Source organism: Pseudomonas sp. GM78 (assembly GCF_000282475.1).
In the GTDB taxonomy this organism is placed as follows: Bacteria; Pseudomonadota; Gammaproteobacteria; order Pseudomonadales; family Pseudomonadaceae; genus Aquipseudomonas.
Map to the genome: position 1 here is coordinate 16,570 of NZ_AKJF01000098.1, position 26,081 is coordinate 42,650.

Consider the following 26,081-nt stretch of genomic DNA (forward strand, 5'->3'; position numbering starts at 1 on the left):
GAGTGCAATTCAGGTCCAGAAGCTGGACAGCCGTTCGAAAAACCAGAAGGCTGCCAGCGTACCCAGCGCGTACGATGCAACCGGACGGGCATACAGCAGCGCAGGCCGTGGCAGACGAAAGCGCAGCAACAACGCGCGCAGGCTCAGCACCACGGCGACGAACAGCAACTGGCCGATCTCGACGCCGACGTTGAAGCTGAACAGCGCCAGGGGCAGGTCGCGCTGCGGCAAGCCGATCTCCGCCAGCGCCCCGGCAAAACCGAAGCCATGCAACAAGCCAAAATAAAACGCCACGACCCATGGCCATTGAATCGTAAAACTGCTTTGCCCACGGTTTTTGCGGGCGATTTCCACCGCCAGCAACAGAATGCTCAGCGCAATCATCGCCTCTATTGGCGGGCCGGGAAGCCGCACCGCACCCAAGGCGGCGAGTGCCAGGGTGATGGAGTGGGCGAGGGTAAACGCGGTGATGGTCTTCACCAGCATCCAGCCATTACTCACCAGCAGCAGGAGGCCGAAGACGAACAACAGGTGATCGAAACCGCCCAGGATGTGCTGGATGCCATGGATCAGAAACGCACCGGCCACCGAGAACATTCCCGGTGTGGCGGCGATTTCCAGCCAGGGTTGCGCGGGGTGGACGAGGGTGGTCGTCAGGCTGCCGTCCAGGCGTGAGACACGCACCAGCACATCAGTGATGCTAGCTTGCAGACCGATGAATTCGATGCGCTGCCCGACCAGTCCCGTGGTGCCGGCATCAATGACCCGGCGCTCGATCAGTGAATCGTTGAGCTCGCTTTCCACGGGCTCGACGACAGTGCGCACTCCTTCGGCAAACCGCAGCACAATCGGCAATCGCATGCCCGACAGCACCGGCGTGCGCCAAAGGACGTCATAGCGCCCGGCCGCCGTTTCGTTGAGTTCCAGGTAAGCGGGGCGCGACTCATGGGCCATGGCGGTCAGCCCCATCAAGCAAAGCAGCAACAGTCGCCAGACCCTGCGCCTCATTGCGGCCGCTCCGTTTGACTGGCGGCAATTCCATCGGCGGAAGCAGGCAGCGTCACCACCACTTCATAGCGTGCTTTGAGCGCATCGAAATTCGCGCGTTTCGATTTGCTGCGCTGCTCGAACAACCAATCGGACTTGACCTGTTGGGCTACGGTTTCGAAGGCCGGTGCCGGCGGTTTGGCCAGCGTATCGATCCACACCAGGTGCCAGCCAAAACCTGACTCCACAGGCCCCACCCAGCCCCCCGGCGCCTGCTTGAACAATGAAACGGCGAACTTCGAACCAAAGACCCGCGCCACTTGATCCTGTGATTGCTCTGAGTAGGCGCTGTTGAACATGAAGGCATCGCCATCACCGCTGTGCTTGTCAGTCAGGCTACTTAACGCGGCTTGAGCCTGGACTCGCGCATCCGCACCGCGTTTATCCAGGGCGAAGAATAAATGGTGGAAGGTCGCCAGTGGCGGTGGGGCATATTGGTCTGGATGCCGGTTGTACCAGGCCTCAAGTACACCGGGTGCCGGTTCGCGGAGCGACGCAACATCCTCAGCGAGAAAATCCATTTTTTGCGCCAGTCGGCGGCGAATGATGGTGTCGTCTTTATCCAGGCCAAGCTTCAGGGCTTCGCGATAAAGAATTTCCTCTTTCACATATTCATCGATCAGACCCTGCAGTTGTTGCTCTGATGCGGGTCGTTGCCAGCGTGCCAGCCAGGAAATCGCGATCCACTGAACAACTTCAGGGGTGATTTCGATGCGTTGCGGGTCTTGATTGACTGTTGAACGGTGCAAACCGCCATACAGCCCAAAGAGTGCAAAACCGGCGATTAAAAAGTGCAGTAACGGCTGGCGAAGGCATCGTTTGATTAACGAAAGTCGAGACGCTTTCGCTTCACCCACGGTCAAGTTCATGACTTGGTGCCCCACGCTATACTCGAATGGTTTTCGAAGTAGAGTGGAGTATTGCTGCTGGGCCGGAACTTTCCACCGAGGCTAATCACGATAGGAACTAAGCATTAGTCGCAATCGGATTAAATGATTCCTCGGGATAATGCAGTCAATCGCCGGCACAGCCCGGTTGGAGCGCCCATCTGATGAAAGGACTGTTGGTTTTCGCCGCGATCATCGAGGCCGCCGCGGGCGTGGGCCTACTGCTTATCCCGTCGCTGGTCGGGCATCTGCTGCTTGGCATCGAACTAAGCGGTGTCATCGTCCGCATAGCCGGGATCGCCCTCATTGCATTGGCCGCTGCCTGTTGGCCCGGCCCCCCCATGCTCGGCATGCTGACCTATAACGCAGCGGTTACGCTGTATCTTTCCTATGCTGGCTTCATGGGACACGCGAGTGGGGTTCTCTTGTGGCCGGTGGTCATCTTGCACGCAGTCATGTCGGTACTGCTGATTCGGGCAATGACCAGGGAGATCAGCCATTGAGCTCCATCATCATTGGCGGAATGGTTTTCGCCTGCCTGTTCGCTGCCGCGATGATGGGGATGCTGTTGCGCTTGCGATTACCGAATCATCACCTGGATGTCGAGTCCAAGGACGTCATTCGCCTAGCAACGGCCGTCGTGGGGACGCTGTCCGCACTGGCGCTCGGGTTGCTGATTGCGTCTGCAAAAAACGTTTACGACAGTAATGAGATTGAAGTGCGGACATCGGCCGCACGCATCGTCCTGCTCGACAGGGTCATGGCCCAGTACGGACCGGAGACCGCGCAGGCTCGAACTCGTCTGCGTCAATTGATTGAAACGCGGTTGAACCGGGGTTGGGGCAATTCGTCCACCGAGTCGACTGCGGTCAATCCATTTGACGAGTCTCCGGGGATCGAACCGGTGCAGGTTGTGCTGCGGGCACTGACGCCCGGCAACGAACCGCAACGCATGCTGCAGGCCCGCGCACTGGAGGTCAGCTCTCAGCTGGCGGAAGCCCACTGGATACTGGTCGAGAGCAATACGGAGGGACTGCCCACGGCATTTCTCGTGATCCTGACCTGCTGGCTGGCCTGGCTATTCGCGACGTTCGGCCTGCAGGCGCCGGCCAATCCCACCGTGATAGGCGTCATGCTCATTTGCTCCCTGTCGGTGGCCGCGGCGGTCTTTCTGGTGGTCGACATGGCGCATCCTTACATCGGGATCATCCATGTTTCCGATGCGCCGTTGCGCACGGCGCTGATGAACATTGGCAAGTGATTTTCCCGAGTGAAGCAGTAACGACTATCCAAAGGCTGCCTAAGGCGCACTGAGCCGCTCGTTGATGCCCGCTGCCTGCGCCCGGTAAGCCTTGGGCGCGCAGCCCTGGGCTTTGTGGAAAAAGCGGCTGAAGGCGCTCAGGCTCGAAAAACCCAGCACCTCGGAAATCTGCGAAAGCTTCAGGTCGGTCTGGCTCAGGTATTTGCGGGCCAGGTCCAGTTTGGTCTGTTGCTTGATGGCCTGGAAGGTGGTGCCGCTGCCGGCCAGCCTGCGTTGCAGGGTTCGGCGGCTTTGCAGTTGATTGAGAGCGACGGCCTCCAGGGGCGCGCCACTGCTGGCCAGCAATTTGCGCACGGAGTCTTCGGTCGCCGAGGCCGGGCTTCGGTTGCGTCGCTGTTGGTTTTCCCGCAGGTAGTCAAGCAGGGCGGGACGGGAGAAGCGCTGTTTCTCGTTCAGTGGATGCGCCAGCACCTGGTGGCTGAGCAGCATGCCGTTGCACTCCTGATTGAAAAACACATTCTGGCTGAACACCCGGGTATAGCTGACGCGGCTGCGCGGTTCCCGGCAAAGCAGCATCACGCGCTCGGGTGACCACTGCGGGTACAGGTCGTTTCGCAAATTGCGCGCGAGCAGGGCGAGGCCTAGGTGGACGGACTGGGTTTCGTCGATCTCGGCCGCCGCGGTCACTTCGTAGTGCACGGTCAGCCCTAACTCGTGTTGCTCCAGGTGCACCAGGGCACTGGACATCAGCACGTGAAAGAAGGTTTGATGGGCCTTTCGCAGTGACGATTTATGTCGTCTGCGCATTGAAACCAATCAGCTCGTGCCGGGCGAAGGGCTGAGCCTGTTCCTCTCCAGCAGCAAATCCGACCGTGGACATCAGGGGCGCAGCGTCAGTGTGCCGGTGTTAATACGTCTGTGCCCGGTGCAGGCCTATGAAGTGTGGCTGAGCCTCAGCCAGTTGCAGGCAGGGCCAGTGTTTTGTGGCATCGACCGCTGGGGCAATTTGTCCACCGAGGTCCTGCACCCGTACGGCGTGGCGCGGGTGTTACGCCGGGCCTTGACCCGCGCTTGGCCGGTTTGACGTGCGCTACGTGGAGGCCGACGCACCGTTCGGTGACTGCGTGCCTTCACTTTGCCCTGAGTGAAGTTGCGGTCGCGATTATTGACGGCTTTGAATTTGCTGCCGTCGATGGCGATGATCGATCCATAGCTGCCGGTCAGCAGCGGCAGAATTCGGCCCAGAGTGTGTAAAAACACCTACGCGAACCCTTGCTATGATTTCTGAGTGTAGGCGCTGACGCCGAATTGCCCCAGATGCCGAGATGTCACTGACCCAGTCTTACTCCTCGAAAAACGTTCCCTAGGCAGGGTTTGTGCCGACTTGGAGGTGGGGCAGTCTTGCGTCGGCACGTGGGTCAATTCGGCATGGCCCCAACAGGTCAGCGTACTCATGGCGGTGAACTGCAATGAGTTCAAAGCACCAAAAAGACTTAGCATCAGCACCTGCAACCCGATACTTCGTGACCCTTGGCCCTTCGGCTTCGCAATGCATTGATCAGGCTGCGCCGACCACCGGTTGACGCTTGGTTTTGCTCCGTACAGAGGTTATTGCCGATAGGAAGGTAGCGAGGGGATGTCTCGTGCGCGTGACTTTGGCGAAGTCGGAGGCTGGAACTCACACGAGGGTATTCGACATTTTTATCCAGCGCAGGAGTCGATATAACGTAGCCCGGGCAGATGTGACATCGCCGCTGTCCATCTCATGTTTCATCTGGATGTAAATATTTGGGGGGAAGTGCCTTGAGGCATAGAGAGCGCCAGCTCCGACCATAGTGAGAAAGGCCCAAAGTTTGAGAGCACTCACTCAGGCGTCATTAGCACCGCAAGCGTCATGTTGATGAACTCTTCATTCTTGCTGATTGTGTCCAAAGCACCGCGTACGTTGCCGGCGACCTCCGCTGAGCCACGCTGCTCGACCCAGAGTGTCAGTTCCATGATCGCGGCTTCGAGCGCGAGTTGGATTTGATTGATCTTGAAGAGTAGGGAAGGGAGTAGGTCTGCGTTCGACATTGTGATTCCTCCGTGGAAGAGGTCAGCGTAGATCAGATGCTCAGGGACGTACGACCTACACCACCCTGACGCGGATGCTCGGCATTTAGGAGCGAACAAACAGCCTCTGCCTCCGTCCTGACTTTGAACACGCCATGCTTGCTGGCTGACCCTCCCTCGACAAGATCAACAACCCTGAATCGCTTGCTGCCATCGCCCAGTGTGGTGGTCTCAATCACTCTGAATCTTGCGTGCATGGTTGCTTTCCGTGCATGACATTGGTGGCTTAGAAGTACCGGCAAACCAAGACAATTTCAAGAACGGGGCGGGCTTAAGCTGAGACAATTTATGACGGTGCACTGTGCTTCTCATCGCAGGAACGACGGTACAAACAGCAGGATCCGCGTTGAGCCATTTTTCCTATAGTCGATGCTTCGGGCCAGCAGGGCCCGGCTAAGATTTAGATTTTACTGATGGAGGTACTGACGCTGCCATCGATCCTAATGCCGAAGTTTTCGGCATAACCCTCTCATGCCCTCGACCTTAAAAAAGAAGCGCAGATGACCTGTACAGAATCTCTAGCCGTGTACAGGAATCATGGCCAATTGTCCGATTTATAAATCAATCTTGACGCACCCCGTTGCGTCACCGCCTCGCTGAGCTATGGTGAGTTTTCCGATAACTAAGACTAAAGTCGTAGGAGGAGGCGGAATGCGAATTCGTGGGGATGTGTTTTGGCAATGGGCTGATCTAGCACTTCACCATCGGACACACGATGAGACGTTAGACGATGGCACGTTCATTGATGTCCAAGTGAGGCCATCGCCCTCGGGATGCACCCAGATGTTCATCGGAGTGTATGCGGCGAGCGGCATGGCTTTGCATGAAGAGGCATTTGATTCCAGACCGGGTGAATCAATGACTCGTGCTTTAGCCTGGGGTGTGGGGTGTGCAAGGCGGCTCGCGATTAGTCTCAAGCAGACAGAGAGGCATGTGGCCTAGCTCTCATAACAGCAGCTTGGTAGGCACCTGGTCATCTAATCAGGCGTCAAGTGACGACCCCATCATCCTTAATCCAAGCTGCTTTCTTGTACCCCCAAGATCTAGGACGGATTGGCAAATTCCGTTTGCACCGTTCAGTACGGCGCCTCATCAGTCCAGGCCGCATTTGACGTTCGAATTATTTCGAGCCTTTTGTCGGGGCAGGGGAGTTCAGTTAGGCGAGCGCTAGGTGCCTTCGCCTATACCCTCGATAGATCGCGTGTAGAGGGTCGTTGCCTTCTCGATGAGCCTTCCTCGTTCTTGTGAACTGATAAAGCCCTGATCTTCAAATTCGTCCGCGAGATGCAGCAGTGCCTCGTACTGCTCCTCTGCGTCCATCCGAATCTCAGGCTGGTTAAACAGTTTTTCCCACGTTGCCAGTGCTTGGGTTTTGCGAATGTCGTTCATCACGAAAGACCATTAGGTGTGTGCTTTGATAGATTCCCATGGAATCCGTGAGTTCGAGGGAGAGGACGACCAGTAAAAGGGTGTTTAGAGAGTGTGTATGCATCGTTTTGGCAGCCGATTGGACTGACGTAAGGGCGCATCGCCGATGGACTCTGCCGCAACGTCTGCGGTCAAATGGATATGGGGTATTTAATTCCTCAGCAGTCAGCCACGCGCGACAAACCTTCTTGCTCGCTCTGGATACGATCATGAACACAACACATTTTTCCCCGTTAAAACATGTTCGTCATCATCCCCCTCTAGTGAGCGAGAGCCCACAGGACGCCGCTCGAGCGGACTGGCTCTACAACGCAGCGGAAGAACTTCTGCGCGGCAACAGCGTGTCATTCCAACGTCGCATGCATCCTCAGCAAGGTGTGACTGCTGAAGAGTTCGCCCTGGCAGTGGATGAGTACGTGAACAACCGTCTTGCCGATAACGAGGTACATACCCCGGCGCTGGGCTGGCTGATCATTACCACCGAGCGAGGACATGCCGACAAGATTGCAACAGCAGAACTGCTGGGCAATTGTGATCACCCGTTGGGCAAGCTCGGCGAGATTGCCGAGACGCTGCTTGAACCCCTCGCGGATGACGCTCTGCTAGCCAAAGCTGAGGATGAGCTATGAGCCCATACCTTTGGGATCAGCCAGTTTAAGAACCAGGATCAATTAGAGACTCAGAGAGGAATGACAATGATTGACGATTCGAAAGTCCGAGAAAGGGCATATGAGTTGTGGGAAAAAGATGGTCGTCGGGAAGGATCTGAAGAGTTTTATTGGCGACTTGCGCAGGAACAGCTTGAGACGGAGGCCACTCGTCAAGCTACGGATGGTGAGTGGCCAGCAAAAGGCGAAGCCAGCCGCGTTGATCACTGATGACTACGGTTCTTCACTCCGCTTCCGATACGCTTTGCTGTCTTTGAGCAAGCATGTCCCTGTTCGAGGACAACGTCGCCGCTGCAACAGAATGATGAGCTCGCCGGCTTGAGGGCTCGGTTCAAAGCGTCCACTGAAGATGCTGAGGACGAGGGTGGAGACGAACGCTGTGCTCGATCTTATCGGTCGAATGCAGCGGTGGTTCTTGTGTGAGATTCGATAGGCGCCTTGTTAGGCTGTGAAGTGAAGCTATTACGGCTATCGCTCCTTCGGGCTTAAGCCCGGCTCGACGCGTCGTGCGACAATCGAAGCCACGTAGGATCTTGCTGATGCGGAGTGTTAGAGATGGTATTCACCTTCACCCTGAATCACGAACTGACGTCTGATGAGAGCGATATGGACGCGCTTGTAGAACGCTTGGCGGAAGAAGGCTGTGATGATGCGTTGGTCGGAGTTGGACAGCCAGGTCGCCTAGTTTCATCACTCTGAATCTTGCGTGCAGAGGTAGCGGCGATCAAGCCAGTGTGAACTATCTCTGTGCAGCCCACTCAACCGTCTGAGGAGCATCAGTTCTTCAATGGCGGTGAGATCCGCCCAAGGCAAAGATCATGGCATCTATCGATGACTTCAGAATCGAGTCACATAATCTCTTAATGGAACTGGATGCCGCCACCATGAGAATGATGATGCTGGTGTCAGCCAGATGTGTTTCCGGCCCCGATTGGGACGCTGCGAGCAAGAGGCAGCACGATGCCTACGAAAGCTGGGACAAATTTATAAACTTTCCATCAGGGGCGATGCCTAGCAATGCCCCGTTTACTAACTGAATCATTGCAGTATCCCTGATTTAAATCCCCATTCTTGGTGAATGTGAGTGCGCCGGCGAGAAGCGCGGTCACCGACTGCATGCCTCTTCTGGCCGAATCGGGTTCCTCTGCTAGATTTTCTATCGATGTGTTTACTGCCAAGAACAGGTCTTTCGAAAATTCCAAGCAAGGAAGCGTCTTCATGTATAAGTCCCCTTTATTTACTCTTTGCCTGCTCACGACGGCGGTGTTGCTCGGTGCGCCTGCTGTGCAGGCGCAGAGCAAGCCGGTGGCTCAGGTGTCTGGCCCTGAAGCGGATGTGAAGGTGACCGAAACCTATGTGCGCATGATGGCGCGCGAGGCGTATTTCTGGGGTTGGCCGATGGCCAATATCTATAACCGGCGGCTGAAGTTTAAGGATCTGCCCGAAGCCGGCCTGATGGGCGGCATCGTGCCCGTGGCGCCGATCAATCATCTGTCGATGCTTACCGATTACATCTCGCCAGGGGAGCGCCTGGTGGCCTGTCCGAACCAGGATGTGGTCTACGGCGCCGGCAGCATTGCGCTGGATCTGGAACCGGTGGTCTTGCAGGTACCGGATTTCGGCGACCGGTTCTGGGTGTATCAAGTCGTGGATCTGCGCTCCGACAGTTTCGCCGAGCTGGGCAAGATGTATGGCACCAAGCCCGGTTTCTACCTGCTGGTCGGGCCGGACTGGAACGGTAAGGTGCCTGAAGGCATCACAAAGGTTTTTCGCGCCGAAACCAACACCGGTTTCGTGATTCCACGAGTGTTCCAGGACGATACCGCCGCGGATCGCAAAGCGATTCAGCCGTACCTGTCCGGGATCGATATGTACCCGGTGTCCCAGTACGACGGCAAACTCAAACAGCGTGACTGGAGCAAGTCGCCGAAATTCCCGGCAGAAGCGGCGGGCGCGGAAGAAACTCGCTGGGTGCTCCCGGAAAAATTCTTCGATGAACTGCCGGCACTTCTCAAGGACGCCAAGCCGTTGCCCGGCGAAGAAGCGCGTTACGCGCAACTGTCGGTGCTGGCGCAGATCGCCCAGCGTGATCCAGAATTGAAAAAGGCCATGATCGACGAGGCGCAAAAGTCCGATGCCGAGGTGGTCAAGCCGCTGTTGCAGTTTCGCAACTATGGCAAGCAGTTGCCCAATCACTGGAGCACCATCGACAACGGCGCGGCGTTCGGCACCGACTATTTCCTGCGCACAGCGGTGGCCCGCTCGAACATCTTCGTCAACAAGCAGATCGAGACCAAGTATTTCTACCAGGACCTGGATCAGTCCGGTGCGCGGCTCAACGGCGGCCAGCGCTACAGCGTGACCTTCCCTAAAGATGCCTTGCCGCCGGTCAAGGGTTTCTGGTCGCTGACCTTGTATAACGAACAGCACTTTTTCGCGGATAACCCACTGGGCCGCTATTCCCTGGGCACCAAGAACAAATCGCTCAAACCCAATGCCGACGGCTCGCTGACGCTGTACGTGCAGAGCGAATCGCCAGGTGCCGACAAGGAAAGCAACTGGTTGCCCGCGCCGAAGGGGGCCGACTTCTCGCTGTACGTTCGAGCCTACTGGCCTGACGCGGCGGCATTGAACGGCCAGTGGACGCCGCCGGCAGTGGTCAAGGCAAACTGAAAGCCGTGCCCAGATTTACCTTCAAACTGCGCCACCATAAGGACATCCCATGAGCAGCTTGCGCAACACCCTGACCGCCCTGGCAGTGGCGGTCTCCCTCAGCGGCGTCGCCGATGCCGCCACGCGTTACGAAGAGCTTGCCAACCAGCCCTTCGAAAACGGTTTCCCGACCGAAGCCACTGCACGCAGCATGATCGACGAGCTGATTTTCCAGCGTGCCGTGCAGTCGTATCTGTGGTCGTTGCCGGCCATCAACATCTGGTCGATGAAGGAGGCGTCGGAGAAACAATTCGGCGCCGGCTACAACATCCTGCCGACCTGGAAGAAACGCATCAACGCCAAGACGCTGGTGACCACGCCGAACTCCGACCTGGTCTACGCCATGAGTTATCTGGACCTAGCGAAGTACGGTCCGCTGGTGGTGGAAGCACCGCCCGGCGTGCAGGGCATGTTCGACGATTTCTTCCAGCGGCCCATCGTCGGTCCGACCATCGATGGCAAGACCTGGCGCGGCGACGTCGGCCTGGCCGGTCCCGACAAGGGCAAGGGTGGCACCTATGTGCTGTTGCCGCCTGGCTACACCGGTCCGGAACCCACCGAGGGTTTCGTCTACCGCTCGCGCACCAACAACGTGTTCCTGTTCTGGCGCACCTTCTTCAAGGATCCGAAAGACCTGAGCGTGCCGGTGGCCGAAGTCGAGCGCACGAAAATCTATCCGTTAGGCAAGAAGGATTCGGCGCTGCCGATGCGATTCCCCGATGCCACCGGTGCGCCGATCAACATGCTGTTCCCCGAGGACGGCCGATACTTCGATCTGCTGTCGCGCTTCATTGAAGCCGAAGCGGTCGACCCGGCGGACATGGACATGCGCGGCTTCCTGCACACCATCGGCATCGAAAAGGGCAAGGCCTTCGCCCCGGATGCACAACGGCGCAAGCTGCTGGATGACGCTGCGCGCATCGCGTTCAAGATGAGCAAGGTCGTTACCAGTCATCTGCTGATGAAAGAGCCGGGCGGCCTGTACTACACAGATCGCCAGTACGTGAACACCTTCGCCGGGGAAAACACCGAGTTTCAGGCCAGCGGCACATTCACCAACCTCGAGCAGCGTGTGGCGTTCTTCACCTCTGCCTACTCGGACAGTCCGGGCATGGTGATGAACATGGTCGGTGCCGGCGCCAAGTATCCGGCCACCACTCGCGATGCCGACGGCAAGTTCCTCGACGGTGCCCACACCTACAAGCTCAACCTACCCGCCAATGTGCCAGCGGCGTTGTTCTGGTCGGTAACCGCTTACGACAACCTCACCGCTTCGGGTTTGGACAACGGCCAGCCGTTCCCCTCACTCAATCAGATGGACAAACCGGCGCAAAACAGTGATGGCTCGACCGACCTCTACTTTGGCCCCGAATCACCGGGCGAAGGCAAGAACTGGATCAAGACCGTTCCGGGCAAAGGTTTCCTCGTGATTGTGCGGCTGTATGGGCCGAAACAGGCGTTTTTCGACCAGAGCTGGAAGCCCAGCGATCTGGTCAAACAGTAACGATGAACTTGCATCACCCCGTTTGTTAAACGGGGCGATGCAAAAAAGTCAGTGAGAGACAGGGCGAACCATCCTGGTGTGCCTTCAAACCGGTCGGTTGAGCATCAGCAAACGCGCCGCCAGAGCCGTCATTACTGCCGCGAAGCTATAGGCGCCAAGGCGTTTAAAGATAAAGCCTTCGCGAAGGCGCCCATGCAGCCGCCCGGCGCAAAAGCCGAGCAGGGAATGGAAGATCAAGGCGATCAGCGCAAGCAGCAACCCCAGGAACATCAATTGCGAGGTGACGCTGCTGCCCCCGACAGTAACAAACTGCGGCAGGAACACCATGAAGAACAACAGTGCCTTGGGATTTAACAGGCTGTTGAACGTGGCTCGGGCGAAAATCTTGCGCATCGAAGCTTGTGTGGCTTGAGTATTGGTATCCGCAAAGGGAGCCTTCAATGCCTGCCAGGCCAACCACATCAGATAGCAAGCACCGGCCCAGCGCAGCAAGTCAAACGCCGGAGACCAACTCATTACCAGTGCACCGAGACCGGTGCTCACCGTGACGGTCATCAGCACATCGGCCAGAGTTATTCCCAGAGCGGCGGAGAAACCGGCGCGCCAGCCGTGGGCGACCGCATGGCTGGTGACGATAGCCATGTTAGGGCCAGGCACGAGGAGCAACAGCAAAGCGGCAACAATGAATAGGTAGAGGTTAGTGGCGTCCGGCATAGGGTAATACCTCCTCGGGTGGAGGAGTCATGCTACCCGGCGTTAGTCAGGCAGAAGCAGATACAGTGGGGATGGAATTGGCCGCTACAGTCAGGTGTGGAGAGGAAAAATATTCCGTTTGACGGCATTGAGAAACAAGGTGGCCAGTTATGGCAAGGAGTGGATCAGATGCTCAAGGACGTATGACTTAAGCCACTTTGTCGCGGATGCTCGGCGTTCAGGAGCGAACAAACAGCTTCTGCCTCCGCCCTGACTTTGAACACGCCATGTTTGCTGGCTGACCCTCCCTCTACAAGATCAACGACCCTATATCGCTTGCTGCCATCGTCCAGTGTGGTGGTTTCAATCACTCTGAATCTTTCGTGCATGGTTGCTTTCCGTGCATGACATTGGTGACTTAGAAGTACCGGCAAAAGGAGATGATTTCAAGAATGGGAGGGCTTAAGCTGAGACAATTTTTATGACGGTGCACCGTGCTTTCTCATCGCAGGAATGACTGTTCAATGAGCCATTTTCCCAATAGTCGATGCTTCGGGCCTGCTGGGCCCGGCTATCGCCTAGGCGGGTAATCGACTGCACGCAGCCTTCTGTGAGTGGATCAAGACAACGCATTGCGGCTGTCTCATTTCTCCTGGGCGTTACCAAGCCGTGTGCTATCCCAAGCTTCAGTGAGCTCGTCTATTCGATCCGCAATCTGAGGCGTTTTTGATAGGACAAGGCAGCGCGTGTTGCCGACAAATTCTTCTATCAGGTACACATCGTCGCCGACATCCAGTTCGAGCTCCTGCAGCGCTTCGTCCGGAATCCGAATCGCACCGTCACCATCCCATTCTTCGATAATGATTTTCATAGGTGGCTTTTTCACATTTGGTCTCCGTTGCTATGAGCCGGCAAGCCGCTTCCGTCTGTAGATTCTCAGCGGCGCGTTTACAGATCAGGATAATCATCAAGCTTAAGGCTAGGAGCGCCTCCGTCCTCCGGTTCGCGCTTAGGCGTATGTATCACTCCAGCCTCTGCGTCTGCACGCATCTGCTCGAGCTCTCTGTCAAAAGCCTTATCCTGGACTGTGCGTTTGCTAACGTAGGGCTTCCGCTCAGGGTTTCGATGCGCTGCATAAGTCGTTAGCGCGTCCGGATCGTCCAGTAGCTTTTGTTGAACCTGAGATTCGAGCATCGCACGAAGCGAGTCTTTGTCGGGACGGTTTAGCATTTTTCATACTCGTGGTGTATGCGTTGAGCCCAATCCACCTTATTCCCGATTTCATTCCCGTGCTGGGTTATCTGGACGATGTGATTATTTTACCGCTTGGCATTCTACTCGCTATTCGGCTCATGCCTGAGCTAGTGCTCCAGGCGTGTCAGGTTAAGGCGAGTGAGTGGGAGGCAAACCATGAAAAGCGGCCAGTGAACAGATTTGCTGCGATGGTTGTTGTTTTGACCTGGCTCGTTGCTGCGTCGGGTGTCTGGTGGGCTTGCGTTCGCTGAGCGAAGTCGGTTTTTTCACCGAGCGACTGAATCCGCCTTCCTCAAGCGAGGTACGCACCTTAGATTTTTTTACGTTTTTTTTACGGTAGCTGTTTTGGTTCGCAACGATACTGGCCGCGATTTTTATCGACCCAATGTCCGAGCCTCCAACGGCTCTGGCAAACCGTATTGCCCAAGGATGGCATGCAATTCCTTTTCGCAGTTTGAGAGAAGCCCCCTTGAGCAAAACAGTGACCAGTGCGAACGACGGCTCCGAAACTAAAACGTCAGGCGTGGCCATGCTTATTGCCGCTGTCGGAGTGGTTTACGGGGACATTGGCACCAGCCCTCTCTACACGCTCAAGGAAGTTTTTTCCGGCCACTACGGTGTTCAGTTAAATCACGATGGTGTACTGGGCATTCTGTCGTTGATCCTCTGGTCGCTGATCTGGGTGGTCTCCATCAAGTACGTGCTGTTCATCCTGCGTGCCAACAACCAGGGTGAAGGCGGTATCATGGCGCTCACGGCATTAGCTCGTCGCGCGGCAGCACCTTATCCGCACATGAGCAAGGTACTGGTTCTGCTCGGCCTGTTCGGGGCGGCACTTTTTTACGGGGACAGCATGATCACCCCGGCCATTTCGGTGCTCTCTGCGGTTGAAGGGCTACAGCTGGCCTTTGACGGAATAGAGCACTGGGTGGTGCCGTTATCGGTGATCGTGTTAGTGGCATTGTTCCTGATACAGAAACACGGCACGGCTCGAATTGGGATCTTGTTTGGCCCGGTCATGGTGCTGTGGTTTGTAGTGTTGGGTGCGCTCGGGATCTACGGGATTTTGCAGCGGCCTGAAGTGCTGCAAGCGCTCAACCCTGCTTGGGCAGTGCAGTTCTTTGTGGTTCATCCAGGTATTGGTGTGGCGATTCTGGGTGCTGTCGTCCTGTCACTGACCGGTGCTGAAGCCTTGTATGCCGACATGGGGCACTTTGGTCGCAAACCAATTTCCCGTGCCTGGTTTATCCTTGTCTTGCCCGGTCTAGCCCTCAACTACTTTGGTCAGGGCGCTTTGATCCTGGGAAACCCGGAAGCGGTGCGCAATCCTTTCTATTTGTTAGCGCCTGACTGGGCGCTACTGCCTATGATTGCTCTATCAACTCTGGCAACGATCATCGCCTCTCAAGCCGTGATCTCTGGTGCCTTTTCCCTGACGCGCCAGGCCATTCAGCTGGGATACGTCCCTCGAATGTTTATCCAGCACACCTCCGACCAAGAGCAGGGCCAGATATACATCGGCACAGTTAACTGGGCGTTGATGGTCGGTGTTGTGCTACTGGTGATTGGTTTTGAGTCTTCCAGCGCCTTGGCCGCCGCTTATGGGGTTGCTGTGACTGGAACGATGTTGATCACCACCATCTTGTCCTCGGCTGTAGTCTTGCTCCTATGGAAAACACCGCGCTGGTTGGCCATCCCAATGTTGCTCGGTTTTCTGTTGGTGGACAGTCTGTATTTCGCGGCCAATGCGCCGAAGATTTTTCAGGGGGGGGCCTTCCCGGTGATTGCCGGCATCGGCCTGTTCATTTTGATGACGACCTGGAAGCGGGGGCGCAAGATTATTGTTGAGCGGCTGGATGAAACCGCGCTTCCGCTTCCGCTCTTCATCAGCAGCCTTCGTACACAACCTCCCCACCGCGTACAAGGCACGGCAGTATTCCTTACAGCTAAGGCCGAAGCTGTTCCTCATGCGTTGCTGCACAACCTGCTGCATAACCAGGTGTTGCATGAGCAGGTGGTGCTGTTGACCGTGGTTTCCGAAGACAGCCCGCGAGTGCCTGTCGACCGCCGGTTCGAAGTTGACTCTTTTGGCGAAGGTTTCTTTCGGGTCAGTCTGCACTTCGGTTTTACTGAAGAACCGGATGTACCTCTCGCGTTGCGTGCCTGCCATTTGCCCGAGCTTGATTTCAGTCCCATGCGCACGACTTATATCTTGAGTCGGGAGACGGTCATCCCGACCAAGCGCATCGGTATGGCCAAGTGGCGCGAGTACTTGTTTGCGTTCCTGCTCAAGAACGCCAACAGCAACCTGAAGTACTTCAATTTGCCATTGAACAGGGTCATTGAGTTGGGTACACAGGTCGAAATGTAGTGAAAGATCAGGGGAGGGCAATCGTTATACGAATCGAATCACTTGGTCAGCTTCATTCACACGCTATGTTGACCGCTTTCTCGGCGCGTTGGATTTCCAGCTTAACGTCAGTCGTTATCCGCTGCTTCTTGAACTGTTGCACTAGGAAGGGTTGATTGCCTCGCGACTTCACTTCCGCGTCGGTTGCGGCGACCTTGGCCTCGACATTTGCGGAGTGCTCCGTAATTACTGCTTCCGCCTCTTCCTTGGTTTTAGCGGTATCCAGCGCGTTGATGAGCTTGCCCACCTCGGTTTTTTCCGCTTCGGCGTAGCCTTCGACAGACAGACCGGTTGCCATGGCGCGTGCCTGGATTTCGACGGCCTTCAGATGCTCCTGCGCTACCTTGCACAGTGCATCCTCTCGCTGATCCTTACTGGCTCCCCAAGTGCTAAATCCATCACCGCAGCCCCGAAGGTCACGACTGCAGAGGTACCAATCGTTTTGCCTTTCACGTTTACATATCCTCAAAAGGCAAGGATAAAAGGGATGATGGGACTCAAGAATGGAAGGTTAGCCCAGGATGGGGAAAGACTCTTCAAGATGAATAAAAACCAGTTTGATTTCGTGGGGGCCATTTTGGCATTCACCAGCTGATTCGAGCCATGTGGATCAGCCGGGGTCGCCGTCAACGGGCTTGGCACTCTGACAATCGTCAGGATGACCTTGGTGGCCATGATCACTCTCGAGTCATCCGCCGCCGTGGTTGTCACTGAGGCCGTGATGGAAAAACCTTACCCCGAATCAGAAATTTTTTCCGTACCGACGACTCATCTGTAAGCAATTCGATCTATCCATGATCCGATGCCGGGATTGGTAAGGCCTACAATGGGATGTCTCCCACAAGGAGCTATGACCATGACCGAACCGAATAACCTGTATGCCAATTGGCCCGCGCATCACCTGATGTTTGTGGCCCTGCGCGACGGCGGCGACGCCCCAGAGCATCTGGCCCCGGCCGTCGCGGCTTTTCATGGCATCAGCGTCGATGAATTAAAAGCGCAATGCCGGCGCGCCGGTGAAGAGTGGATCGCCCGCGACGGCGGCCTCGGTGAAATCAATCACCGTGTGTACGCCTGGGCGAAAGGCTAAGGGTGGCGCTACCGACAATGGGGCGTGATCAATAGGCCCCACACATGAGCCAGGTGTGGGGCCTTTTTTCTCGAGCACGAACCCAGTCGTGCTTATTTTGAAATACCAGAGCCCACAGAACTGGTTTGAGGCCGTGACTGCCACAGGAGGCACCGGCCCAAGACGGTAGCTCGCGAAGACGGCTAAAGGAACAACACAAGGCTCGCGAGCGCGGCGGCAACGCACAACGCAGAGATCGTTAACAGCAGGCGTAGGACGTCGTTCGTTCCCATGACTTGCTCGGTGTGAATGCAGCGTGTGGGCAAAGGTGGGCGAATTTAGGAGACCAATAACACCACCGAGTGTTGTAGAGCCGTCGTGCTGATCTAGCTGACCAGAACAATTACCCCGCTAACAATCGCAATCCATAGCGCACACAACGCAAAGAGGAGGCCAATGAAGCCTTTCTGGGTCACAGAAACCTCCAGCAACTCAGTGGGACGTCTTGATGATGGGGTTTCCGGGCTGCAGCAGGGTGGCCACCGAAATCACCAGGTCATCCAGTGACCAAGGCTTGTGCAGATAGATCGTATGGACGGGTAGGTCGCTAGGATCGATCAAATAACCGGACGTGAGAATGGAGGCGATCCAGGGGAGACGACTCTGGATCATCTCAATAAACTCCAACCCTTGTATCTGCCCAGGTAGCGCATGATCCACGATCACCAGCGGGCAGTGGAAAGTGTTTTGCAAAAAGTACGTCAGCGCGTCGTCTGCAGTCTCAAAAGCCAGAGACTGGGCGCCAATCTCGGCCAGGATGTCCGTCATCAGTGCTCGAAGGGTAGGATCATCCTCAATAACGATCACCGTACCTTCGATTGGCCGCATTCCTTCCCAGTTCACGTTCACGCGCCTTGTCCTTCAAGGTCAGGTTTTGCCTCATCGAAGAGACAGCATAGGCGACCCAGATTGCTATGAGCTAGCCGTGTGGTCGATCTCTCCTTGATTTCGAGGCAGAGAAAGTAACTTGGGAGGGAAAGTTAGGGATTTCCTAGCATCAGGTGCAGCGCAATTGATGGTGAGGGGCCGTCCTGCGTGAGGATCCTTACTTCAACCGCAGGTCGCAGATAGGCGAGCGATTGCAGCAAACACGTGGCTGACCGTCGGTATAGGGATTGGGGTAGTTGCAGTTTTTGAGCCTTGAGAGATGAGAGCACGACGTATCCGAGACGGGTAGTTCTGTGAATCAACTGCTAGAGGATCAAATACATGAAGCTCAGAAAACTTGTACTAACGGGATTGGCGTTGAGCAGTCTGGCAGCAGGAGCCAGCCTGTCGACAGTGATTCAAGCTGCCGATCAGAAACCCAACATCGTATTCATCATGGCCGACGACATCGGCTGGATGCAGCCGAGCATCTATCACCAGGGTCTGGCGGTCGGTGAGACGCCGAACATCGATCGCATCGCCCAGGAAGGCGCGAAGTTCATGACCTACTATGCCGAGCAGAGTTGCACGGCAGGACGTAACGCTTTCTTTACCGGGATGCACCCGCTGCGAACCGGCATGATCCCACCGCAATTGCCCGGCAGCCCATCCTGGCTGCGCCCTGGTACACCCGCACTGTCCAAGTTTCTGCTGGATCTGGGTTACACCACGGGTGAGTTCGGCAAGAACCACCTCGGCGACAACTTTGAAGCACTGCCGACATCCCATGGTTTCCAGGAGTTCTGGGGTTACCTCTATCACCTCGACGCGATGCAGGGCGTGAGTTTTGTCGACATCAACAAGACGCCGCAAGTGCAGGGCATCGCACCACCGTGCAAGGCCACACCGATCAATGGGCTGCCGGACGCTCCCGGCGCCATCGATCCGCGGGAAGGCACCTGCCTGACGCCACCTCGTCCGGTCATGTCATGCGTTTCCAGCGACGGAACGCAGAAGAACACCACGTGCAAGGACGAAGGTCCGCTGACGCTGGAGCGCTCGAAGTCCGTGGATGAAGAAATCTCCGCCAAGGTCATCGACTTCCTCGACCGCAACGATCCGAAGAAAACCAACAAACCTTTCTTCGTCTGGTACAACCCGGCGCGCATGCACATCACCACGGTGCTGCCACCCAAATACGACGCCATGGTCGGTGAGCCCGGTGGAAAAGACTGGGGCACCAACGAAGCCGGCATGAAGCAACTCGATGACAACATTGGTTATGTCTTGAAGAAACTTCAGGACATGGGCCAGCTGGACAACACCATTGTCGTCTTCACCACCGACAACGGCGCGGAAACCATTACCTTCCCGGACGGCGGTACGACCCCGTTCAAGGGCGGCAAGTTGACCACTTGGGAAGGCGGCATGCGCGCTCCACTGGTCATTCGCTGGCCTGGAAAAATCAAACCTGGCACCGTCCTGACTGACATCTTTGCCTCACTCGACTGGGTGCCGACGCTGGTCAATATCGCTGGTGGCAAGAAGGGCAATGAACTCAACGAGCAAATCATGGCGGGCAGCTACCCAGGCATCGTCAAGACCAAGCTCGATGGGGTGGACCAGACTGACTACCTGACGGGTAAAACCGACAAATCGGCGCGCGATACATTCTTCTACTACACCGGCTCGCAACCTTCGGCGGTGCGCTACAAGAACTGGAAGATGTACTACACCATGGTGCCGGATACCGCGACGGGCGGGCTGTATGGTGCGACCACGTTTCATTGGACCCAACTGCTCAACCTCAAGCGCGACCCTTTCGAAACAACGGTCGGTGCCGACGCCAAGTCCATCACGGGCTATGGCGGTGCTTTGGGCTCACCGGGCAATGCCTATGTCTACAACTGGAACATGCTGCCGATCGGGCAGTTGCTCTGGGAGAAGGAACTGATGTCATACAAGGACTTCCCGCCCATGCAGGCGCCGGAAACCTACAACCTGGACGGCATTCTCAAAGCCATGCGGCAGAACGGTCATAACGGACACGATTAACATCGTGGCGGGTTAGTTGTCCTAAACGACGGGGCGCCCCAAACAGGCGCCCGTTCTGCATGATTTGCAGTCCTACTTTATTACACCGTTGAGCAACACCCCATACGACTGGAGAAATTCCACCGTCCCGTGAAAGATCAGGCCGACGCCCATCGCCGAAACGAAGAAACCGACGATGCGCGTCGCGGCATCGATCCCTTGCGGGCCAATCTTTTTGAGGATGGTGTTGGCGTAGGCCAGCGAGAGGTAAGTGACCAGCATGGTGGCGCAGATCGCCAGCGCCACGACGGCGAAGGACAGTACGGCGCGGTCGGAGTCTTTAATGGTGCTGGTCAGGCCAATCACCGTGGCAATGGCGCCGGGGCCGAACATGATCGGCATGGCCATGGGGATGAAGGATACGTCCTCGTCGCCTTTGCCACCGCTTGGAATCAGGCTGCTGTTGGGTGAGGGCGCAAAAAGCTCGAAGCCGATCCGCATCAGGATCACCCCGCCGACCACCCGAATCATACTCAGCGGAACTTCAAACAAACGCAGCAGCAGGTTGCCGAAGATCAAAAAGAAAAACATCAACAGCAACGCATAAAGACAGGCTTTTCGCGCCACGCGGCGTTGTTCGGCAGCGTCCTTGTTCTGCAGCAAACCCAGGAATACCGGAATGGCCTCCAGTGGGTTGATGATTACCAGCAGGGTAGTGAACATGCCGAAGAACAGGGTGAAGTAGGCGTTCATGGATGATCTACCCAAGCGCGTGGTTGACCGACTTACCTTATTGGGTATAGCTGATTACCCGGTATTGCATTTTTCGAGACGTACTTCTTAGAAATCCTCCATGCCGTGCCGGGCCTTCATCGAGCAAAACCTTCTACGAGCGCGGAAATAGCAAGTATTCCCACACCCACTACACTGAATTCCCAACTGACTGCTGTCGTCATCGCCTGAGTGAGCAGCCATGTAACCACCGACGATCAACCAGATCCCTCATAGCTAGACATCATGGTATTCATGAGCTTGGTGCAGCGTATTTGGAACTCCCTTGCCTCTTCGAACCGTTCTTGCTCTTACCTCAAGCGACGTTATGGCGCGCCCCTTGTAATTGGTATGAGTCTGATCGCGTCAACGGCGGTGTTCGCTGCTGACCCTTTAGCGTCCTGGAATGAAGGGCCGGCCAAGCAAGCCATTGTAGAGTTCGTCAAAGCGACCACCCAGCAAGGCGGTGCTCAGTACGTATCGCCGGCTGAGCGTATCGCAACCTTTGACCAGGACGGCACCCTGTGGGTCGAGCACCCAGCCTACGGTCAATTGTTCTATTGCCTGAGTCGCGTGCCGGCCGCCGTCGAGGCCAAACCCGAGTTGGCTCAGGTTGAGCCCTTCAAAACGGTGCTGTCAGGTGATCGTGCCGCCATGGCGAAACTGACTCTCGATGACTATCTGAAAATCGCCATGGTAACTTTCAGCGGCATGCCCACGGACGAGTTCAAGCAACAGGTTAACGCTTGGCTGGCGAACGCCAAAGACCCTCGCTGGAAGCGCCCCTTTACCGAGCTGACGTACCAGCCGATGAAGGAAGTCATGCAATACCTGCGTGACAATGGCTACAAAATTTACATCGTCACCGGCGGAGGGCAGGACTTCGTTCGCGCCTATGCCGAAGAGATCTATGGTGTTCCTCCCGAACAGGTAGTTGGCAGTGCCGGGGCCACCGAATATGGCTATGACAAAAGCGGCAAGCCGCAGTTGATCAAGCAGCCCAAAATATTGCTCAACGACAACGATGCCGGTAAGCCAGAGAATATTTACTTACTGGTCGGGCGTCAGCCCTACGCCGCTTTCGGCAATTCCACCGGTGACAAGCAAATGCTGGAGTACACCAAGGCCGGCAAGGGGGCGCGATTGGCAATGCTAGTGCTGCACGACGACGCCGAACGTGAGTACGCCTATGGCCCGGCGCAAGGACTACCAGATACTAAGGTAGGCACCTTCACCGAATCGTTATATACCCAAGCGACAAATGAAGGCTGGACTGTGATCAGCATGAAAAAGGACTGGAAGAAGATTTTTGCATTCGAGTGAAATGCAGCGGTGATTGAATTCCGCTTGCCAAAAGCAGCCTCTCTTGGGGGGCTGCTTTTGGCCGTTTTTTTTTGCCTGTCACGAACGGCAGAAAGCGGCCGATTCTGTTGAAAAAGTTGGCCATGGTTTCCACGACAGAAAAGTACGCGCTTGAGATTGAAATCTTTACTTTGAGCATGGGATTCGGGGCTCAGATTTCGCGTATCGACGCGCAAAAAAGACGTTTTCAGCGGTCAGTAGGGGGGCAGTCTGGGAGAACCGATTTTTTCAACAGAATCGGCCAGAAGCGGACGTTCATGAGCGACGGCTTGCCCAGAGCTGCATGGCGCCAAAGGCAAGAATTGTCTCTATGCAATTGAAAATCAGATAGAGTTTTGACGGTTGACGGGACAGCATCAGCGGGAGTTACTCTGTCCCGCTCACCCATCAAGCATTAATGAGTGACGCGAGAAAAAAGAAATAGACCTAGGTCACCACGGCTCAAACTGCTGAATTGGAAGCCCGCCAGACATGGCGTGGCCAGAAGCGACGCTCCAATAACGGTGAGTCCCGTAATTGGTCCAGCACGCTCAGCCGATAGGGGCGCTTTGGTCGATAGCATCGGTGCGCTCCACTACTCGAATGCCTTTTTCCGCGAGCGCTTGCCGCACTGTCACTTGGTAGGCATCTATTGCACCCCGTAGCCAGGTCTCAAATTTTTGGCTAGCCGGTGAGTTGGGTCTTGCCTTGGTCTTGAACAGACTGTAGTTCTGCGCGCTGACCAGGCCCAGTGGGTAGGGGACGATCAGCTCGCCTGTTTTGATGGCGGGCAGTGCAAGGAAGCTGTCGCCGATGGTCAGACCGCCACCTGATGCGGCGACCGATAGGCACAGGGTGGTTTCGTTGAACACTGTCTGCTGGCGACGCGGACCGCCAGAATCCAGCCCGGTTAGAGCGCACCACTCGTCCCAGACATCGTAATTGGCATCGATCAGGTAAGGCGCTTCGCAAGGCTTGTGGCCTTCACCTAAATAGGTTTCTGCAAAGGCGCGGGTGCAGACTAGAACATCGACCCAGCGACACAGCTCAGTTTCTTCCAGTCCTGCGCCAACCCTGGCTCCGTGCATACCATAGAAAATTCGGAAGTCGAAATCTTCATCAAGGCGGAAGCTGAAGTTGTTTTCGGCGGTGATTTCTACGGATATGCCGGGATTGGCAACCAGGAATTTTCCCACCTGGCCGGCCAGCCAACTTGACGCGAAGTCACGGCATACCAACACCCGTAGATGCTCTCCCCGCCGTGCCCGGCGGCTGATGGTATCGGTGGTCAGCTGAATCAACTCGAAGGCTTGTTGCAAGGCCGCAAACAACTCGCGGCCCGCCGACGTCAGGCGGATCACATTGCCCGTACGCTGGAGCAGGGCGCAGCCCATGTCGCTCTCCAACTGCGTAACCTGTTTTGACACTGCTGGACGCGTTACATGCAGCTCCTGCGCAGCGGACGAGATGCTATTAAGTCGGGCAACGGCCTCGAAGGCGCGAAGCGCGGTTAGCGATTGATGTTTTCTCAAGTAAGCGCTCCGTAACTTCAAGTGACTCAGGCTGAAATCTTGTCACTTGCCCGTATAGGAGCCTGACTTTAGCTTGGACGTCAATCCCAACACGCCATTGCGAGGTTTCATAATGCTCCTGCCAATCCGTTTTTCTTCCACTGGCCCGACTGACTGGCAGCAATTGCCAAACGAGGCTCTTGAACATGCCGAGCTGATCGAAGGCCGCCCGATGGGCCTGGATCATGCCTACTTCTGCCGTAGCGAACCACCGGTGAAGTCGGGTATCTGGCGCTGCGAACCCTACATCGAGCGTTACGAGAACTATCCGGCTGATGAGTTCATGGTGGTACTGGAGGGGGAGGTCACTCTCGAAGCAGAGGGTTTCTGCGAAACCTATACCCAAGGTGATTCCTTTCTGGTGCCCAAGGGGTTTCGTGGCGTGTGGCGTCAGCCAGTTCCGATGCTGAAGTTTTATGTGATTGTCGGTTAGCCAGCTGAAGAGGTGGGTGCGAGTCAAAACAATCAATCGCAAAGCCCAAGCTGAGCAATCACTCCTTTAAACCAACCCGGACCCTGAACCTGGCGCGGACATTGCCCAGCGGGGTGAATGGGTCTGCCTCCAGCATTACGTCTGTGGGAATCATTACCATGTCGACTCTTAAGCAAACATCGTTATCCAGCCCGCTAGACGAAGGGCGTTATGACTACATCATCGTCGGTGCCGGCGCAGCCGGTTGCGTTATGGCCAATCGCCTTGGTGAAGACCCGGACTTGCGGATATTGGTGATCGAGGCGGGTGGCAGCGATGCCTCGCTCTTCGTGTCGATGCCGGCCGCACTGTCGATCCCGATGAACACCAAACGCTTCAACTGGGGCATGAAGACCGAGCCGGAGCCTGGCCTGGATGGGCGGCAAGTGAACCTGCCCCGTGGCAAAGGGCTGGGCGGCTCATCGTCGATCAACGGCATGTGTTGGGTTCGCGGAAACCCCATAGATTATGAGCTATGGGAGGCGCTGGGTGCCGATGGCTGGCGCTGGTCCAACGTGCTGCCTTACTTCCAGCGTCTGGAAAACGTCGAGGGCGGAGGCTCTCTGCGCGGGTTCAATGGGCCGATGCACATCAAGCGGGGGCCGGAAACCAATCCACTCTATCGGGCCTTCGTCAAAGCCGGGAACGAGGCCGGCTACGCTTTAAGTGACAACATGAACAATCGGCAGCACGAAGGCTTCGGACCGATGGAAATGAACGTTTGCGACGGGCGCCGCATGAGCGCTGCCCGGGCCTATCTGCGGCCTGCCATCGCCCGGGGGAACGTACGTGTAATCAAGGGCGGCCTAGTTGACCGGGTGATGTTCGATGGCCGACGAGCAACCGGTGTTTTGTTTTCGGTAGCGGGCAAGCCTGCCCGAGCCATGGCCACGCGGGAAGTCATCCTGTCAGCTGGGGCCATCATGTCTCCGGTGATCCTCAAGCGCTCGGGCGTGGGACCTGCGAGGGAGCTCGCGCAGCAGGGTATTGCGGTGATCCATGACTCACCCGAAGTGGGCGAAAACCTGATGGATCATATGGAGCTCTACCTCCAGATGGAGTGCACCCAGCCGGTTAGCCTGTTTCCCACCCAGAGCCTTCTGGGCAAGGCCAAGATCGGTATCGAGTGGCTCGCTACCCGGCGCGGGCCTGGTGCGACCAACCACTTCGAGAGCGGCGGTCATATTCGCAGCCGGGCGGGCATCGTTTATCCCGACATCCAGTTTCACTTCCTGCCGCTGGCCATCTCCTATGACGGGCAGACACTCGCCGCCGGGCACGGCTTTCAGGTGCATGTCGGCACAAAGCGTTCGAAGAGCCGCGGTTGGGTCAGGCTGCGTGACGCCCGTCCGGAAAGTTTGCCGCGAGTACGCTTCAACTACATGACCCATAGCGATGATTGGACGGAGTTCAGGGCCTGCGTGCGCCTAACGCGGGAGATCTTTGCCCAGCCGGCCTTCGCCCCTTATCGGGGCCGAGAACTGGCCCCGGGCGCGGCAGTGCAGGACGATGCGGCCATAGATGCCTTTCTCAAGCAGAAGTTGGAAAGCGCCTACCATCCCTGCGGCACTTGTCGTATGGGCAGCGACGAAGCTGCGGTGACATTCCCCGACGGTCGGGTGCGCGGCGTGGAGGCGCTGCGGGTGGTAGATGCCTCGCTGATGCCCGCTGCCACAGCTGGCGACTTGCAGGCACCAACACTGATGCTGGCCGAGCGGCTGTCCGATTTGATCCGTGGCCGCCACCTGCCGGAGGCGCAGGGCGCCGAGTTACTGGCAGATCCGCAATGGGCCACCCGGCAACGCGGCCCCAATATCACCCGAGACTATTCCAGCGAGCGAAATCGGCTAGCGGCCGCGTTATTGGAAAATGCCAAGGGACAACAGCTGCCGATGGTGGCGGGTTGAGTCACAGCGTTAC

28 protein-coding genes and 1 pseudogene are annotated in these 26,081 nt (G+C 56.6%); 17 read left to right on the forward strand and 12 right to left on the reverse strand.

Features of this window, described 5'->3' with window-relative positions:
- Window positions 1–9: 9 nt before the first annotated feature.
- On the reverse strand, window positions 10–1,008 hold the full coding sequence (locus PMI35_RS14725; protein ID WP_008060329.1) for a HupE/UreJ family protein: 999 nt from the start codon (window positions 1,006–1,008) through the stop codon (window positions 10–12).
- Window positions 1,005–1,916, reverse strand: coding sequence for a peptidyl-prolyl cis-trans isomerase (locus PMI35_RS14720; protein WP_008060330.1), 912 nt, complete (start codon window positions 1,914–1,916; stop codon window positions 1,005–1,007). Before PMI35_RS14720 ends, PMI35_RS14725 begins: the two co-directional genes overlap by 4 nt.
- A gap of 182 nt (window positions 1,917–2,098) precedes the next feature.
- On the opposite strand from PMI35_RS14720, the gene PMI35_RS14715 reads away from it, so the two are divergent.
- Both PMI35_RS14715 and PMI35_RS14710 read left to right on the forward strand, forming a co-directional pair.
- Entirely contained in the window at window positions 2,099–2,437 is a 339-nt protein-coding gene (locus PMI35_RS14715; RefSeq protein WP_008060331.1) for a hypothetical protein, read from the forward strand.
- Window positions 2,434–3,195, forward strand: a complete 762-nt coding sequence (locus PMI35_RS14710; RefSeq protein ID WP_008060332.1) for a bestrophin-like domain — start codon at window positions 2,434–2,436, stop codon at window positions 3,193–3,195. The genes PMI35_RS14715 and PMI35_RS14710 overlap by 4 nt, the downstream gene beginning before the upstream one ends.
- A gap of 39 nt (window positions 3,196–3,234) precedes the next feature.
- Here the strand turns inward: PMI35_RS14710 and PMI35_RS14705 are convergent, their stop codons facing one another.
- On the reverse strand, window positions 3,235–4,002 hold the full coding sequence (locus PMI35_RS14705; RefSeq protein WP_008060333.1) for a helix-turn-helix transcriptional regulator: 768 nt from the start codon (window positions 4,000–4,002) through the stop codon (window positions 3,235–3,237).
- A 16-nt stretch (window positions 4,003–4,018) separates the two neighbouring features.
- Here PMI35_RS14705 and PMI35_RS34835 point away from each other — a divergent pair, with 16 nt between their 5' ends.
- Entirely contained in the window at window positions 4,019–4,279 is a 261-nt protein-coding gene (locus tag PMI35_RS34835; RefSeq protein ID WP_008060338.1) for a hypothetical protein, read from the forward strand.
- 779 nt (window positions 4,280–5,058) lie between these two features.
- Here the strand turns inward: PMI35_RS34835 and PMI35_RS14695 are convergent.
- The gene (locus tag PMI35_RS14695; protein ID WP_008060339.1) at window positions 5,059–5,268 is read right to left on the reverse strand and encodes a hypothetical protein; all 210 of its coding nucleotides are present in this window, start codon (window positions 5,266–5,268) and stop codon (window positions 5,059–5,061) included.
- 690 nt (window positions 5,269–5,958) lie between these two features.
- Between PMI35_RS14695 and PMI35_RS35310 the strand changes: the two genes are divergently transcribed.
- On the forward strand, window positions 5,959–6,249 hold the full coding sequence (locus PMI35_RS35310; protein ID WP_008060340.1) for a hypothetical protein: 291 nt from the start codon (window positions 5,959–5,961) through the stop codon (window positions 6,247–6,249).
- 225 nt (window positions 6,250–6,474) lie between these two features.
- On the opposite strand, the gene PMI35_RS14685 is transcribed toward PMI35_RS35310, so the two are convergent.
- The gene (locus tag PMI35_RS14685) at window positions 6,475–6,696 is read right to left on the reverse strand and encodes a hypothetical protein (RefSeq protein ID WP_008060341.1); all 222 of its coding nucleotides are present in this window, start codon (window positions 6,694–6,696) and stop codon (window positions 6,475–6,477) included.
- A gap of 248 nt (window positions 6,697–6,944) precedes the next feature.
- Between PMI35_RS14685 and PMI35_RS14680 the strand changes: the two genes are divergently transcribed.
- The 5 genes from PMI35_RS14680 (at window position 6,945) to PMI35_RS14665 (ending at window position 11,619) form a co-directional block, all read left to right on the forward strand.
- Complete coding sequence (locus PMI35_RS14680; protein ID WP_008060342.1) at window positions 6,945–7,364, forward strand: hypothetical protein; 420 nt, start codon at window positions 6,945–6,947, stop codon at window positions 7,362–7,364.
- Window positions 7,365–7,430: 66 nt separating this feature from the next.
- Window positions 7,431–7,613, forward strand: coding sequence for a DUF2934 domain-containing protein (locus tag PMI35_RS33970; RefSeq protein ID WP_157295685.1), 183 nt, complete (start codon window positions 7,431–7,433; stop codon window positions 7,611–7,613).
- 608 nt (window positions 7,614–8,221) lie between these two features.
- Window positions 8,222–8,440 (forward strand): hypothetical protein, encoded by a 219-nt coding sequence (locus PMI35_RS14675; RefSeq protein ID WP_008060344.1) that lies wholly within the window; start codon window positions 8,222–8,224, stop codon window positions 8,438–8,440.
- A 181-nt stretch (window positions 8,441–8,621) separates the two neighbouring features.
- Window positions 8,622–10,076 carry a DUF1254 domain-containing protein gene (locus PMI35_RS14670; RefSeq protein ID WP_008060347.1) on the forward strand — a complete coding sequence of 485 codons (1,455 nt, stop codon included), beginning with the start codon at window positions 8,622–8,624 and terminating at the stop codon, window positions 10,074–10,076.
- A gap of 49 nt (window positions 10,077–10,125) precedes the next feature.
- Window positions 10,126–11,619, forward strand: coding sequence for a DUF1254 domain-containing protein (locus tag PMI35_RS14665; protein WP_008060349.1), 1,494 nt, complete (start codon window positions 10,126–10,128; stop codon window positions 11,617–11,619).
- Between the two features lie 84 nt (window positions 11,620–11,703).
- Here the strand turns inward: PMI35_RS14665 and PMI35_RS14660 are convergent, their stop codons facing one another.
- Together PMI35_RS14660 and PMI35_RS14655 are read right to left on the reverse strand one after the other, a co-directional pair.
- Window positions 11,704–12,333 carry a LysE family translocator gene (locus tag PMI35_RS14660; protein ID WP_008060350.1) on the reverse strand — a complete coding sequence of 210 codons (630 nt, stop codon included), beginning with the start codon at window positions 12,331–12,333 and terminating at the stop codon, window positions 11,704–11,706.
- 622 nt (window positions 12,334–12,955) lie between these two features.
- Entirely contained in the window at window positions 12,956–13,183 is a 228-nt protein-coding gene (locus PMI35_RS14655) for an AbrB/MazE/SpoVT family DNA-binding domain-containing protein (protein WP_157295688.1), read from the reverse strand.
- 364 nt (window positions 13,184–13,547) lie between these two features.
- Here PMI35_RS14655 and PMI35_RS35920 point away from each other — a divergent pair.
- Window positions 13,548–13,680: pseudogene (locus PMI35_RS35920) on the forward strand (YkvA family protein); the annotation flags it as partial.
- Window positions 13,681–13,695: 15 nt separating this feature from the next.
- On the opposite strand, the gene PMI35_RS35320 reads toward PMI35_RS35920, so the two are convergent.
- A complete protein-coding gene (locus PMI35_RS35320) occupies window positions 13,696–14,097 on the reverse strand; it encodes a hypothetical protein (protein ID WP_238543177.1) in 402 nt (133 codons plus the stop codon).
- Here PMI35_RS35320 and PMI35_RS14645 point away from each other — a divergent pair.
- A complete protein-coding gene (locus tag PMI35_RS14645) occupies window positions 14,096–15,937 on the forward strand; it encodes a potassium transporter Kup (protein WP_008060355.1) in 1,842 nt (613 codons plus the stop codon). The two genes, PMI35_RS35320 and PMI35_RS14645, sit on opposite strands and share 2 nt — an antisense overlap.
- A 52-nt stretch (window positions 15,938–15,989) precedes the next feature.
- Here PMI35_RS14645 and PMI35_RS14640 read toward each other — a convergent pair whose 3' ends face one another.
- Entirely contained in the window at window positions 15,990–16,274 is a 285-nt protein-coding gene (locus PMI35_RS14640) for a hypothetical protein (protein ID WP_008060357.1), read from the reverse strand.
- Window positions 16,275–16,304: 30 nt separating this feature from the next.
- Here PMI35_RS14640 and PMI35_RS35720 point away from each other — a divergent pair, with 30 nt between their 5' ends.
- Both PMI35_RS35720 and PMI35_RS14635 read left to right on the forward strand, forming a co-directional pair.
- Window positions 16,305–16,571 (forward strand): hypothetical protein, encoded by a 267-nt coding sequence (locus tag PMI35_RS35720; protein WP_032831640.1) that lies wholly within the window; start codon window positions 16,305–16,307, stop codon window positions 16,569–16,571.
- Between the two features lie 261 nt (window positions 16,572–16,832).
- Window positions 16,833–17,066, forward strand: a complete 234-nt coding sequence (locus tag PMI35_RS14635) for a hypothetical protein (protein WP_008060358.1) — start codon at window positions 16,833–16,835, stop codon at window positions 17,064–17,066.
- A gap of 471 nt (window positions 17,067–17,537) precedes the next feature.
- On the opposite strand, the gene PMI35_RS14630 is transcribed toward PMI35_RS14635, so the two are convergent.
- Complete coding sequence (locus PMI35_RS14630) at window positions 17,538–17,954, reverse strand: response regulator (protein ID WP_008060359.1); 417 nt, start codon at window positions 17,952–17,954, stop codon at window positions 17,538–17,540.
- 360 nt (window positions 17,955–18,314) lie between these two features.
- Between PMI35_RS14630 and PMI35_RS14625 the strand changes: the two genes are divergently transcribed.
- The gene (locus PMI35_RS14625; protein ID WP_008060360.1) at window positions 18,315–20,027 is read left to right on the forward strand and encodes an arylsulfatase; all 1,713 of its coding nucleotides are present in this window, start codon (window positions 18,315–18,317) and stop codon (window positions 20,025–20,027) included.
- Between the two features lie 72 nt (window positions 20,028–20,099).
- Here the strand turns inward: PMI35_RS14625 and PMI35_RS14620 are convergent, their stop codons facing one another.
- Window positions 20,100–20,759 carry a MarC family protein gene (locus tag PMI35_RS14620; protein ID WP_008060362.1) on the reverse strand — a complete coding sequence of 220 codons (660 nt, stop codon included), beginning with the start codon at window positions 20,757–20,759 and terminating at the stop codon, window positions 20,100–20,102.
- 369 nt (window positions 20,760–21,128) lie between these two features.
- On the opposite strand from PMI35_RS14620, the gene PMI35_RS14615 reads away from it, so the two are divergent.
- The gene (locus PMI35_RS14615; protein ID WP_238543176.1) at window positions 21,129–22,100 is read left to right on the forward strand and encodes an HAD family hydrolase; all 972 of its coding nucleotides are present in this window, start codon (window positions 21,129–21,131) and stop codon (window positions 22,098–22,100) included.
- Window positions 22,101–22,669: 569 nt separating this feature from the next.
- On the opposite strand, the gene PMI35_RS14610 is transcribed toward PMI35_RS14615, so the two are convergent.
- Window positions 22,670–23,650 (reverse strand): LysR family transcriptional regulator, encoded by a 981-nt coding sequence (locus tag PMI35_RS14610; RefSeq protein ID WP_081504829.1) that lies wholly within the window; start codon window positions 23,648–23,650, stop codon window positions 22,670–22,672.
- A 112-nt stretch (window positions 23,651–23,762) separates the two neighbouring features.
- Between PMI35_RS14610 and PMI35_RS14605 the strand changes: the two genes are divergently transcribed.
- Together PMI35_RS14605 and PMI35_RS14600 are read left to right on the forward strand one after the other, a co-directional pair.
- On the forward strand, window positions 23,763–24,122 hold the full coding sequence (locus PMI35_RS14605) for a cupin domain-containing protein (RefSeq protein ID WP_008060371.1): 360 nt from the start codon (window positions 23,763–23,765) through the stop codon (window positions 24,120–24,122).
- A gap of 158 nt (window positions 24,123–24,280) precedes the next feature.
- Window positions 24,281–26,068 carry a choline dehydrogenase gene (locus tag PMI35_RS14600; RefSeq protein WP_008060373.1) on the forward strand — a complete coding sequence of 596 codons (1,788 nt, stop codon included), beginning with the start codon at window positions 24,281–24,283 and terminating at the stop codon, window positions 26,066–26,068.
- The last annotated feature ends 13 nt before the right edge of the window (window positions 26,069–26,081 follow it).